Raw genomic sequence first — 12,839 nt, 5'->3', positions numbered from 1 at the left:
TTTGTGGTAATCGATAACATCGTCCCGCTCATGGCCGCGGGAGGGCCTAGTTACTTTTGTCGCCACAAAAGTAACCAAAAGGGCTGTCAGCAGAAATGCTTCTTTGCGCTCGGGGCCTCTGCCCTGCAAAACGGGCAAAACCTGGGCTGGAATTATTTTGCCCCGGTGCGCTTAGTCCACGCACGTGCAAAAACTTCCTATGCCCTGCAGCCGCACAGCCCCACATCGTTTTGCCCGTTTTCGCCCGAAGCTTGTCTGCTGACGGTTTAGGGGAAAACGAGAGCTTATAAGGAACGAAGCACCCGCGAACTATACTGGAAGAAACAGAGATGACGCGTTGGTTTTAGAACCCAACAACCACCGTCATTGCGAGGAACGAAGCAATCCCAAACTGTGCAGAGCCACTTCACAAGTCTGGATTTTTCGTGTTAACATAACCAACCTCAACTGCCGTCATTGCGAGGCACGAAGCAGTCCCCAACTGTACAGAGCAGCTATTTGGGTGCTAAATTACTTTTGTGGTAATCGACAACATCGGCTCGCTCATGGCCGCGGGTGGGCCTAGTCCTTTTTGTCTTGATACAAAAAGGACCAAAAAAATCAAGTCAGCAGAAATGCTTCTTTGCCGCACAGGCCTCTGCCCTGCAAAACGGGCAAAACCTGGGCTGGAATTATTTTGCCCCGGTGCGCTTAGTCCACGCACATGCAAAAACTTCCTATGCCCTGCAGCCGCACAGCCCCGCATTGTTTTGCCCGTTTTCGCCCGAAGCTTGTCTGCTGACGGTTTAGGGGAAAACGAGCGCTTATGAGAAACGAAGCACCCGCGAATTATGCTGGAAAAAACAGTAATGACGCGTTGGTTTTAGAACCTAACAACAACCACCGTCATTGCGAGGTACGAAGCAATCCCCAACTGTACAGAGCCGCTATTTGGGTGCTAACTTCATTTTGTTGTAACGGACAACATCGGCCCGCTCATGGCCGCGGGTGGGCCTAGTCCTTTTTGTCTTGATACAAAAAGGACCAAAAAAATCAAGTCGGCAGAAATGCTTCTTTGCCGCACAGGCCTCTGCTCTGCAAAACGGGCAAAACCAGGGCTGGAATTATTTTGCCCTTGCCCGCATATCCACGCACATGCAAAAACTTCCTATGCCCTGCAGCCGCACAGCTCCGCATTGTTTTGCCCGTTTTCGCCCGAAGCTTGTCTGCTGACGGTTTAGGGGAAAACGAGCGCTTATGAGGAACGAAGCACCCGCGAATTATGCTGGAAAAAACGGTAATGACGCGTTGGTTTTAGAACCCAACAACCACCGTCATTGCGAGGAACGAAGCAATCCCAAACTGTACAGAGCAGCTATTTGGGTGCTTACTTTACTTTGTAGTAATCGACAACATCGTCCCGCTCATGGCCGCGGGAGGGCCTAGTCCTTTTTGTCTTGAAACAAAAAGGACCAAAAAATTCAAGTCAGCAGAAATGCTTCTTTGCGCTCTGGGCCTCTGCCCTGCAAAACGGGCAAAACCTGGGCTGGAATTATTTTGCCCTTGCCCGCATATCCCCGCACATGCAAAAACTTCCTATGCCCTGCAGCCGCACAGCCCCGCATCGTTTTGCCCGTTTTCGCCCGAAGCTTGTCTGCTGACGGTTTAGGGGAAAACACCTCTGTTCGTTCGAAATGACAACAGGTTTTAAATACCAATAGAATCTAAAAGATGTTTAACATACATGTCTCAAATCTCACATCTCAAATCTACCCCTCCATTACAGGAGCGTCTTTAATTTTCTCGAGTATTGATGCAGGCAGGTAAGGCCGTCCGCCGGTTGCGGGTACGCAGGTGCCGGTGAATACGGCTTTGGTCATTACCTTATTATTAAAAATGATGGACTGTTTGAAGTGTAGTTTGGGCAGGCCTGCCTTATCAGTATATAAAGTGCAGGTAACCGAAAATTCATCGCCTTTTTTTAATGACCGTAAAAAACTGATGCTGTAGTTTGATAGCACCATATGAACACCGTTTTTAGCCTCGGTTTCAAAATCAAAACCCAGCACTTCCCTGATATAATCATGCCGGCAGTATTCCATATAAAACGGATAGTATAAGCCATCCATAATTTCCTGCACATCTATGTGCTCTTCCTTTGCAACGTAAGTTTTTGAGTATTCCATTGTAGTCTATTTTAACAGGTAGCAGGCAAATATATACCAATCTGCTGTATGGTGCCCACCATTTTTGTCTCATGTCTCAAATCTCATATCTCACATCTAAACAGGGCGTACCCCCGCCGGTAGAAGCGGGGTCGTGCTTTCCCCTCATACTACACAGGCCTTAGCCACTTGGCCGGTATCCGGTACAATCACTTACGCGAAATTGGGGTGCTAAAAAGCCCGGTGTATGGAACATCCGGGCCGGGTAAATTCTTTAATATACGTATGCTTTCAGCTACGAAGATTGTGAAGTTGCTTATCAATCTCTTCATTGCTCATTTTGGTTTGGATTTTTTGGCGCAACGAAGATAAGGTAGAAGGCTTTTTTATCAGCTTAATGATATTAAGTTCTTCAAGGTCTTTCAAAATTTTGTAAGCCTTTTGATTGGTTAATTCTATAGTAAGTCTCTCCATATCAATATTTTATACAACAGCAATTTTCATTTGCATTATAAAGTTAGTGATAATTATTTTGTTGTAAGATATTACAACTTCAAAGTTTCATTCTGCTACATATTGCTAAATTATTACCTTTAAGCAAATTGACTGTTTATGAATAAAGTATTTTATCTGTGTGTAGCGTTAATCGTTTTGGGCGCCTGGAAATATCAGGACGATCACAAAAAAGGGTTCGTTGACGTTGCCGGAATCGACTCCCTAATAAAACCCGGCGATAATTTCTTTCGCTTTGTTAACGGGCGCTGGTACGATACCGCAAAAATTGCCGCCGACCAATCAGGCGTGGGTTCGTATAGTTTCATGAACATTCCGCAAAAGCAACTGCTGCAAAACATCCTGGATAGTGTTTCAAAAACTAAGAACCCTATGGGAAGCATTGACCAGAAGGTAGGCGATTTTTACGCTTCGGGCATGGATACCCTAACTATTAACCAACGCGGATACCAGCCCATTAAACCAATACTGGCACAAATTGATGCCATCGCCGACGTACCCTCACTCATCAAATTTGTAGCGGCGCAATTAAAAGCCGGGAACGGACTCATTATTGGCTTTGATATTTACCCGGATAACAAAAACAGCAGCATCAATATTGCCCATGTTTCGCAAACCGGCATTGGTTTACCTGAAAGGGATTATTATTTTAAAACAGATTCATCTACGGTCGGCATCCAGCAGGCCTATAAAAAATACTTAGGCACCCTGTTTCAGTTAACCGGGAGCAGTCCTGCTACCGCCACAAAAAATGCAGCTATTGCTTACAGCATCGAGCAACAAAATGCAGCATCGCATAAAACAAATATCGAATTAAGGGATGTTAATGCAAATTACCATAAGGTAGCCATTGCATCCATCAGCAAAACACAAGCTAATATCGGCTGGCCGACATTGCTTGCCGAACTGGGTGCAACAACCGACTCGGTTGATATGGGCCAGCCCGCTTATTACGATAAGTTAAATGGACTGTTGAAATCAGTATCCATAACCAACTGGAAAATTTATTTAAAAGCCGCCACCCTCCAAAACTACGCCGAAATATTGAGTAAGCCATTTGTAGATGCCTCATTTGAATTTAATAAAGTGTTAAACGGGCAGGCCATACAAAAAACCCGCAGGCAGATCATGACTCAAAACGTCGATAATTATTTGGGGCAGGCTTTGGGGCAATTGTATGTAAAACGATATTTTAACGAGGATGCAAAAAAACGTGTGCTGGTATTGGTAAACAACCTGCAAAAATCTTTCGAAAACAGGATCAATCACCTGGATTGGATGAGCGACAGCACCAAACAAAAAGCCAAAGAAAAATTATACGCCATCACCAAAAAATTAGGCTACCCGGATAAATGGCGTAATTACGATAAGGTGCAGATAAACCGGACCAAATACTTTGAAAATATCCTGTGGCTTAAACAAAACGACTATCAATTTCAATTAGCCAAACTGAACAAGCCGGTTGACAAAACAGAATGGGGCACAACGCCATCTACGGTTACCGCTTATTACAATCCGTCGTTTAATGAGGTTGTTTTCCCGGCGGGTATCCTGCAATTTCCTTATTTCGACTTTTCGGCAGATGATGCTATCAATTACGGGGGCATAGGGATGGTAATTGGCCACGAAATGACGCACGCCTTTGACGACCAGGGCGCGCAGTTTGATAAGAACGGTAACGTAAAAAACTGGTGGACAAAGGAAGACTATCAAAAGTTTAGGGAGAAAACAAAACAGGTAGCTAATTTATATGGCTCGTTTACAGTTTTAGATACAGTACATATAAAGGGGGCGCTTACCCTGGGCGAAAACACTGCCGATAATGGCGGCATCGCTATTGCCTACGACGCATTTAAAATGACGGAACAGGGAAAAGGCGCTGAAAAAATTGATGGGTTTACGCCAGATCAACGTTTCTTTTTATCTGTTGCACGCATCTGGAGGGTAAAAACAAGAGATGAGTTCCTGCGCACCTACGTAAACACCAACCCGCATTCGCCGGCCATGTGGCGGGTAAATGGGCCATTGATGAATTTCGCGCCGTTTTATAAAGCATTTAACGTGCAGCCTGGTGATAAAAATTATAAAGCGGAAGAGCAGAGGGTTAAGATTTGGTAGGGAGGTGGCCCGAAGATCATTTTTTCAAAATTAGCCAACTACGCGCAAAAGCTCCAGTGGACCTATACATCGCGGCAGAGTAAGCTACTTATTATAGTGTATACTTATCAGCGGGTGCCCTGTACGTATGCTCTGTAAAGTGTCTCTGTACAGCGGGCCACAAGGGACGACCCTTGCGGCAGCGGGAGCAAAGGGTAGAATTAAACATCTTGGATTTGTATATTCAATACTTAGTATGCCGACCACAAGGGGGCACCCTTGCGGTAGCGTTCAGAAGCGCTCACGGGATTGATTTTATGATAAACTAAATCTATATTCATCCTGCCAATCAAGCTAGTAGCTGCCGTATCTTTACTTACCCTGAACAACATACAAACTAAAATATGACGATATTGAAAGAACCAGCTTTGATCGGCCGGAAGTTGCACGAATTAGTATTACAGAATTCACACGATTTCAGTCCCCATTTCCAGACAAAGGAAAAAGAGTTTCTGGATTGGTTCCATCAATACGATGGTTTAAAGACGGAAATTCGGGTTAAAGCGGAAAGCAAAGATCACTACGAACTGGTTAAGATGTCTGTCCTGCTTTCTGATTTTACCTCGGTCTATCCTTACCATCCTAAACATTTCCTATATACTTTCCATCCAGAAAAGATGGGACATAACGTTACTGGCGATCCGGGGTATCTCCGCCTCTTAAAAAAACAGTTGCCAAAGAGTAAGCTTTTCGGCGGTTATGGAAGTATTTCAGAGGAATTGTTGGAAGATACTTTTAATGAATTGTCTCCCTTGATCGAAGCCGGAAAGATTATAATCAGGCCGGAAAAGATTATTGTTATTATGGATGACAAGAACCGGGTTTTAATCCACCCGGCTGATGCAAACGGGGCTCCCGACGAGTGGCGGGCAATGGTCGATAATCATGATCAGTCTTCTTATCCTATTTTTGATAGAAAAAGCAGCATCGACCAGCATCGGCAGGTGGCTGACATATTATTGCCTTTTCTTTCTGGGACAAGCATTAGTGATTTTGCTAAAATAATTGAAGATGAGGGGGATATCTTGTCTTCTTTCAGAGTACAGACAAAAGCCTATATGAAATTGTTAGGTTCGGGCGATGTTACTGCTGCTGAATTCAGGCGTGACACTATACAGCCAAAACTTGATCAGATCAGTAGAAAGTTTAATCAGATAGCAAATATGCATAAATTGAAAGTCGCCGGTGCAACGGTTGGCGCTGTCGGGCTGGGTCTGATATCCCTTGCGCAGACGGGGCTTGCAGCATCAATGTCACAGTTCATTTCATTTGGCTTAGGTACCGTTGGTTTCATAAAAAATGAAACGGAGTACCAAAGTGCTATCGCGCAGTTAAAGGATATCCCAGAGTATCTACTTTGGCGCTTAAGTAAATCCAAAAAGTAACCTTCCTTGGCGCAAGTGTTGTGTGGCTGCGGGAAAGATCACTTGTAACTTTATGACAAATATGTTGTAAAACACAGTCAGCCATCGTTCAAATGGCTCGACACAAGACCTGCGCTAAAAACGGATTGCAATTAATGCGAAACACGGCTCTGAAGATAAGCACCTTATTGTATAATTACAATAAATTATTTGCGTTGATATTGTATCCAGCCGATTTAAGCTCTTTTGCCAAGGCAAATTTCCAAGCTCCGCTCGAATCAAGGGGAATATATACTAGTCCAGAAATGTCATTGGGTAAATCAACTTTATCAATGTACAATGCACAAACTCTCGACCTTCCTAGTTTTCCAATAAAGAAACCTAACTCAAGTATTACATTTTGTCTCGCTCTTAATTTATAGTCATCTTCTTTTTTTGATTTTCCTTCGTCGTCGTCAGTAAGTAGAATAATTGCGTAACCAACATCGGAGTATTCTTCAAATTTTTCTATGATCGTCCTACCACCGTTAGGCTGCTCATGTAAAATTATGGGCTCTAACTCTAGTGCTTTTAATAAATTAAAAGTCTCCAATTTTTTTTCATTGTTTTGACCGTGTACGATGAAGATTTTTTTGTTTTCAGAGTGTTTCTCGCGATTGTTATGTATCGGCAAGTTAGATTCTATGATTTTTGAATTGATGAGCGGCAATTTGGATATTAGCCTTTCAAGATTAGTTTTTTTTATTTTAATATCGTTCTTTAAATCGTTTAACTCATCTTGGGGGGTATTGAAAGGAATATAAATATATTTCTCCGTAGCAGTGGCGTAGCTTTTTCGATATTCGTTTTCCGGATTATCAAACGATACTTTCAATAATTCATTATTATAATCATTCCAATCATAGTAGTCATCTCTAAGAGTTTCTATTTCAGGGGCTGTCTGTATAATTCTGTTAAACAGCTGGTCACCAATAAGTATTCTAGATTTTAATTGTTCCTCAAAAAAATCCTTTTTTACTGTCAGGCTTGAAATTTTTGCTGATTCTTGGTTGGAAGAAGTTCTGCTCTTGGTCATTTTTATGGGCTAGGTCAAAACAAACTTAATAAATAAATGATATTTCGTCGATTTTTTTTGATTTAAGCCCCCCTTGGCGCAAGTGTTGTGCGGCTGCAAGCGGGAGGATCACTTGTGACTTTTGTAAACCCATCGTAAGCACAGGTCTGCTACCGCTCCTGTCCCGACACAAGACCTGCGCTAACAATGGGTTTTACTCCACCGGGCAAATGCGGCACGTGCACCCAACGGAGGCAATGATGTTTATTAGTTTTTTATACACCTTACCGAGTAGCCGTAGTATTTAAGGTCGTCATGGCGTTCAAAATAACCTTTTACATACAGGTCCATATATATGGCGTTAGCGTTGCCGGTTCGGGTTGTGCTCCACCATTTTCCGTCGTATCCCAGATCTGTAAAAACACCACTGAATGCATCAAAATCACGGGCGCCGCCGGGCAGGCCTGTAAACAGGGTGCTGTTGGTAGCGCCGGTGTTGGCTGTCCAGTGGGTTGTGCCTTGCTCCTGTATTTTTGGGCCACTCTCGCGGGTGCCGCCAATGTAGGTATACAGGGTGTTCCACTCCGCATCGGTAGGGATATGCCAGCCGGCAGGCGCAAGCTGGTGCAGGTTGGTTACGGCATACCAGTTATATAGTTTGCCGTAAATTTTACCTGTGGCCGCGTCATTTTTGTAATTGCAATAAGCCCCGGTTGATAGTCCTTTCCAGGTGTTGTCGTTGGTTACGTTAGGTACCGGGGTACCATCACTGTAATGCGTTACTTTAAGGTTTTCTATCATCCAGGTTTGCGTGCCAATTTTTATGGTACGATAAACATTGCCATCAACATCGGTAACGGTACCCGTAGCAGGGCGAACTGTAACGGTTAACACCGCGCTGATGCTTCCTGCCGTGTAATTGCCATTGGCTGCCTGCGTGGCGATTATGGTAGTTTGTCCTTTAGCCTTAATAGTAACCGTAGTGCCCGATATGGTAGCTACAGCTGTATTACTGCTGGTATAAGTAAATGTACCGGCACTGTTGCTATTGGGCTTTATCAATGTAAAAGGTGCGTCGCCGGGGTACTTACCCGGCACCGTGAAATTTGAAAGTGTTGGGGTTGCTGCTTTGGCAAGCACAATGAGCGTTGCCTGTACCGAATCGGCTTTATAAGTGCTGGTTGCCGCCTGCACAGCGGTTATAGTGCTGTTTCCGGCTCTTTTAATAGTTACCGTATTACCCGAGACTGTTGCTACGGCCGGATTACTGCTTTTATAAGTAAACGCGCCTGTACTGTTACTTGCTGGTTTAACAAGCGTGAAAGAAGGATCGCCCAGTTTTTTGTTTGGCACGGTAAAACCGGTAATAGTTGGCTTAGCTAAGCCGGTTACAGTAAAAGTTGTTTGTATGGAGTCGGCCCTGAAGTTGGCGGTTGCAGCTTGCATAGCTACAATGGTACAGGTGCCCGGCCCCTTAATCACTATTTTATAACTACTTACGGTAACAGCCACATTTGGGTTACGGCTTTTGAAAGTGAATACCCCTGTACTGTTGCTTTTTGGATAAGGAGGTAAAAAAGGCACATCTGTTGTTTTTTTATTGGGAATAGTGAACGCTGTTAAAGTTGGCGCGGGAAGGCCTGCGGCAAAGTTGGTTTTTACCGAAATGTCGGTAAAGTTTACTTTTTCGGCGCTTTTGGAGCAGCCGGCCAGTATGGCAATAAATAAGATAAGGCAGGTATGTGATAAAGGTTTCATTAACAATATTTTGTGCGAAGATAAAGATATTGCGTGTGTATATAATTTTTTTCTTTCAACTGTTGTTAACTTTTGAAAGTGATGCGGTGATAATTACCGCCCCCCTTGGCGAAAGGTGTTGTGTGGCCGCCTGCAATGAGGGTTTATTTATTATTTAGGAATCAAAAGCTTTCATTTTCCCCAAAGTGTCAGCAGGGCAGCTTCGGGCGAAAACGGGCAGAACGATGGTGGACTGTGTGTGGGCAAAGGGAATTAGCTAATTTTGCGTAGGAGGCAGGGGCGGGCAGTGCAAAATTCGCCACCCGTGGTTCTGCCCGTTTTGCAGGGCAAAGGCCCGTGCGGCAAAGAAGCATTCCTGCTGACAGCCTTTTTGGTTACTTTTGTGGCGACAAAAGTAACAGCCCTCCCGCGGCAACTGAGCGGGCCGATGTTTTCAATTACAACTACATAATGTTACTCCGGTTATTTAACACCTGTTTATAATTGTCAAAAAAACAATTATAATGATATCGAAATGCGTTAGCCATACCACGAGATTGGGCCCCAAAAAGAATAACAAATTTTTATTTTTATTAAAAAGATATATATTTGTTAATAATTGTTAAAAAAACAATTATTAATTATTAACCTCAAAAAATTAAACCTGATGTCTGTTAAGCGTGTTTTGCCGGCACTATGCCTGGCGATGTTGTTTGTTGCTGATTTGGCCCATGGCCAGGGTAGCTCCGTTTTAGGTGTTCAAAAGGCGAAAATCCCTGCCGCAAAACCCATTAGTAAGAATCTTTTCGGAGTGTTTTTTGAGGACCTGAGCTACGCGGCCGATGGCGGCCTTTACGCCGAACTTATTCAGAACAGTTCATTTGAGTACAGCGCGAGCGACAGGAAAACATGGAACCCGCTAACCGCCTGGGAGTATACTACCGAGGGCTATGGCTACGGTACAATATCTGTAGAAACAGCTAAACCCGTGCACCCCAATAACCCGCACTATGTGCTGCTGAATATCGACGATGCCGGGCAGCAGGGTGTGGGCATTACCAATGCCGGTTACGATGGTATCAGCATCAAAGCAGGCCAAAAATATGATTTCTCTATCTACGTAAGGCAAATATCGGCCAAACCTGTTGGCATGCAAGTGCAACTGTGCGGAGACAAGGGCGCGGTATATGGTACATTTTCATTCCAGACCCAGGCCGGCGCGTGGAAAAAGTATACAGGAACTATTACCGCCACAGAAAGCGCCGATTCGGCAAGGCTTACGGTGCTTGGCAGGCAGCGTTCGGTATTGGCTATCGACGAAGTCTCGCTGTTTCCGCATAATACCTTTAAAAACCAGCCAAACGGGCTGCGGGCCGACCTTGCCCAGGCCATAGCCGGTCTTGAGCCTAAGTTTCTCCGTTTTCCGGGTGGCTGCCTGGTACACGGCGATGGCGTTAATAACATATACCGCTGGAAAAATACCATAGGCCCTGTTGAGCAGCGCCTACAACAGCGCAACATCTGGAACTACCATCAAAGCACCGGTCTGGGCTTTTACGAATATTTTAGATTTTGCGAGGATATTGGCGCCAAACCGCTGCCTGTAGTGGCGGCCGGGGTAAGCTGCCAAAATTCGGGCGGAACCTGGCGAATAGGGGGAACTGGCCAAAAAGGAATCCCTTTGACCGAAATGAAAAGCTATATCCAGGATGTGCTCGACCTGATAGAATATGCCAACGGACCTGCCACCTCGGTTTGGGGTGCTAAAAGGGCGGCAGCAGGCCATCCAAAACCTTTTAACCTGCAGTATGTGGGTATTGGCAACGAGGATAAGCAAACCAATGATTTCAGGGACCGCTTTAAAATGATATACGATGCAGTACGCGCAAGACATCCCGAAATTACCATCGTGGGGACGGTAGGTCCCGCACCCTCGGGCGAAGATTATGATCTTGGATGGAAGTTTGCCGACCAGTTATCGGTGCCCGTTGTTGATGAACACTTTTACGAAAACCCCGAATGGTTTCTGAAAAACAATAACCGGTATGACAGCTACCGCAGGCCAAAATCAAAAGTATATATCGGCGAATATGCATCCAGGGGTAACAACCTTATCAACGCGCTTTCGGAAGCCGCTTTTATGACCAGCCTTGAACGTAATGGCGATATTGTGCAAATGGCATCCTACGCGCCGCTGCTTGCCAATCTTAAACATACTTCCTGGAACCCCAACCTCATTTATTTTAATAACAAAACCCTGGCGCCTACAGTAAATTACTATGTTCAGCAATTATTCTCCGTTAACCAGGGCGATGCGTATATTCCCGGTATAGTATCATTTAACCAGCCCGGCGCCCCCACCGACTCAACCCTGGCTGCCTCATGCGTGCAAAACAGCAAAACCGGCGATATTATTTTAAAAATAGTTAATGCCGGTCCGCAGGCTGTAACTGCCAGTGCAAATCTGTCTGGCCTCGGCGTGGTAGCCGCTAAGGCTGCAATTGATGTGCTGCAAGGCCAGCCTACTGACAAAAACACCATCGATCAACCCCAAAATATAGTGCCGTCACACGCTGAAATCAGTGTAGCGCAACTGGGCAGTTACGCCGTACCGCCTTATTCTTTAAGTGTGATACGCATCAGTTTAAAAGGAAATTAATGCTCTTTTAGCCTCCGAGATAATGACGGCGGGTTATTTGTTTCAATTATTTAGGAATCAAAAGCTTTCGTTTTCCCCGAAGTGTCGGCAGGGCAGCTTCGGGCGAAAACGGGCAGAACGATGCTGAGCGGTGCGTGGGCAAAGGGAATTAGCTAATTTTGCGTAGGAGGCAAGAGCGGGCGGGGCAAAATTCGCCACCCGTGGTTCTGCCCGTTTTGCAGGGCAAAGGCCCCGTGCGGCAAAGAAGCATTCCTGCTGACTTGAATTATTCGCTTGTTATTTGTTTTTTATTGGGGCTCATTATCTCACTGCGTTCGGTCTTGGTTACTTTGTTTCAAGACAAAGTAACAGCCCTCCCGCGGCAATTGAGCGGGCCGATGTTGTCATTTACAACTGCATAACGTTAAAACCCAACACCCGTTGTGCATAGTTCACGACCCTGTACAGTTCGGGATTGCTTCGTACCTCGCAATGACGGTTTATTTATAGATTTACCAATGATAAACCAATACGCTAACTTTTATATTTTGAACAGGAAGGAAATTGATGCATTTATAATAGCTCATTTGCTGAAAAGAATACCAATTTCGGCGATTGAACAGGAGCATTTTTGCTCATTGATGACAGTTCGGAAAATTTTGCCGAGGCAGTATTTATTGCAGGAAGGAGATGTATGTAAGTATGAATTTTTTGTAGTGAAGGGGTTCCTCAGATCTTTTTTTATAGACGACAAGGGAAACCAGCATACCCTCAATTTTGCTATGGAGGATTGGTGGATTTCGGATACCAAAAGCTTTCTCCGGGAAACCCCTTCCTCCATAAATATTATCGCGCAGGAATTGTCTATCGTATTGCAGATCGACAAAAAAAGTATCGACCAGCTATATAAGGATTTCCCGGTTTTTGAAAGATTCTGGAGGATTTTGAACCAGAATTTTAATATAGCACAAAACGAGCGGCTTTTGAGCGCTATTTCAATGGACGGCGCTCAGCGGTACGAGGCAATGCGTAAAAAATACCCGGCTATTGAAAACCGCATGCCTCAAAAACACATAGCATCTTACCTGGGTATTACACCGGTATTTTTAAGCATGATCAGGAGAAACAGTTAATCCGTTCAACTATTTTAACGTTAAATATTAAAATAATTGAACACGGGATAATTTTTCTGTTTCCATATTTGACCTGTGCAATTATTTAAACATAATACT

9 protein-coding genes and 1 pseudogene are annotated in these 12,839 nt (G+C 44.4%); 5 read left to right on the top strand and 5 right to left on the bottom strand.

The features are described from left to right. The first annotated feature begins 576 nt into the window (after positions 1-576). The gene (locus AC1DO4_RS11560; protein WP_477415875.1) at positions 577-789 is read left to right on the top strand and encodes a hypothetical protein; all 213 of its coding nucleotides are present in this window, start codon (positions 577-579) and stop codon (positions 787-789) included. 959 nt (positions 790-1,748) lie between these two features. Here the strand turns inward: AC1DO4_RS11560 and AC1DO4_RS11555 are convergent. Both AC1DO4_RS11555 and AC1DO4_RS11550 read right to left on the bottom strand, forming a co-directional pair. Then, positions 1,749-2,165 (bottom strand): acyl-CoA thioesterase, encoded by a 417-nt coding sequence (locus AC1DO4_RS11555; protein WP_477415873.1) that lies wholly within the window; start codon positions 2,163-2,165, stop codon positions 1,749-1,751. A gap of 270 nt (positions 2,166-2,435) precedes the next feature. Further along, complete coding sequence (locus AC1DO4_RS11550) at positions 2,436-2,618, bottom strand: hypothetical protein (RefSeq protein WP_477415871.1); 183 nt, start codon at positions 2,616-2,618, stop codon at positions 2,436-2,438. A gap of 138 nt (positions 2,619-2,756) precedes the next feature. Here AC1DO4_RS11550 and AC1DO4_RS11545 point away from each other — a divergent pair, with 138 nt between their 5' ends. Both AC1DO4_RS11545 and AC1DO4_RS11540 read left to right on the top strand, forming a co-directional pair. Next, positions 2,757-4,775, top strand: coding sequence for a M13 family metallopeptidase (locus AC1DO4_RS11545; protein WP_477415869.1), 2,019 nt, complete (start codon positions 2,757-2,759; stop codon positions 4,773-4,775). Between the two features lie 383 nt (positions 4,776-5,158). After that, the gene (locus AC1DO4_RS11540; protein WP_477415867.1) at positions 5,159-6,199 is read left to right on the top strand and encodes a hypothetical protein; all 1,041 of its coding nucleotides are present in this window, start codon (positions 5,159-5,161) and stop codon (positions 6,197-6,199) included. Positions 6,200-6,374: 175 nt separating this feature from the next. Here AC1DO4_RS11540 and AC1DO4_RS11535 read toward each other — a convergent pair whose 3' ends face one another. From AC1DO4_RS11535 to AC1DO4_RS11525, 3 genes and pseudogenes are all read right to left on the bottom strand, one after another. Continuing rightward, complete coding sequence (locus AC1DO4_RS11535; RefSeq protein ID WP_477415865.1) at positions 6,375-7,253, bottom strand: TIR domain-containing protein; 879 nt, start codon at positions 7,251-7,253, stop codon at positions 6,375-6,377. Between the two features lie 246 nt (positions 7,254-7,499). After that, entirely contained in the window at positions 7,500-8,126 is a 627-nt protein-coding gene (locus AC1DO4_RS11530) for a fibrobacter succinogenes major paralogous domain-containing protein (RefSeq protein ID WP_477415989.1), read from the bottom strand. Positions 8,127-8,171: 45 nt separating this feature from the next. Continuing rightward, positions 8,172-8,678, bottom strand: a pseudogene (locus AC1DO4_RS11525) (Ig-like domain-containing protein); the annotation flags it as partial. 958 nt (positions 8,679-9,636) lie between these two features. On the opposite strand from AC1DO4_RS11525, the gene AC1DO4_RS11520 reads away from it, so the two are divergent. Both AC1DO4_RS11520 and AC1DO4_RS11515 read left to right on the top strand, forming a co-directional pair. Beyond that, positions 9,637-11,628: an alpha-L-arabinofuranosidase C-terminal domain-containing protein gene (locus AC1DO4_RS11520; protein ID WP_477415863.1), complete on the top strand. Its 1,992-nt coding sequence runs from the start codon at positions 9,637-9,639 to the stop codon at positions 11,626-11,628. A 497-nt stretch (positions 11,629-12,125) separates the two neighbouring features. Next, a complete protein-coding gene (locus AC1DO4_RS11515) occupies positions 12,126-12,740 on the top strand; it encodes a Crp/Fnr family transcriptional regulator (protein ID WP_477415861.1) in 615 nt (204 codons plus the stop codon). Positions 12,741-12,839 lie beyond the last annotated feature (99 nt).

Source organism: Mucilaginibacter sp. P5_A6 (assembly GCF_056400585.1).
The sequence above is the reverse complement of the archived record's forward strand: the minus strand, read 5'-3'. Positions and strand labels throughout refer to the sequence as shown.

What these genes read in the sequence shown, in the direction of transcription:
- AC1DO4_RS11555 (WP_477415873.1), bottom strand. Translation starts at nt 2,165, where the DNA reads ATGGAATACTCAAAAACTTACGTTGCAAAGGAAGAGCACATAGATGTG.
- AC1DO4_RS11550 (WP_477415871.1), bottom strand. Translation starts at nt 2,618, where the DNA reads ATGGAGAGACTTACTATAGAATTAACCAATCAAAAGGCTTACAAAATT.
- AC1DO4_RS11545 (WP_477415869.1), top strand. Translation starts at nt 2,757, where the DNA reads ATGAATAAAGTATTTTATCTGTGTGTAGCGTTAATCGTTTTGGGCGCC.
- AC1DO4_RS11540 (WP_477415867.1), top strand. Translation starts at nt 5,159, where the DNA reads ATGACGATATTGAAAGAACCAGCTTTGATCGGCCGGAAGTTGCACGAA.
- AC1DO4_RS11535 (WP_477415865.1), bottom strand. Translation starts at nt 7,253, where the DNA reads ATGACCAAGAGCAGAACTTCTTCCAACCAAGAATCAGCAAAAATTTCA.
- AC1DO4_RS11520 (WP_477415863.1), top strand. Translation starts at nt 9,637, where the DNA reads ATGTCTGTTAAGCGTGTTTTGCCGGCACTATGCCTGGCGATGTTGTTT.
- AC1DO4_RS11515 (WP_477415861.1), top strand. Translation starts at nt 12,126, where the DNA reads ATGATAAACCAATACGCTAACTTTTATATTTTGAACAGGAAGGAAATT.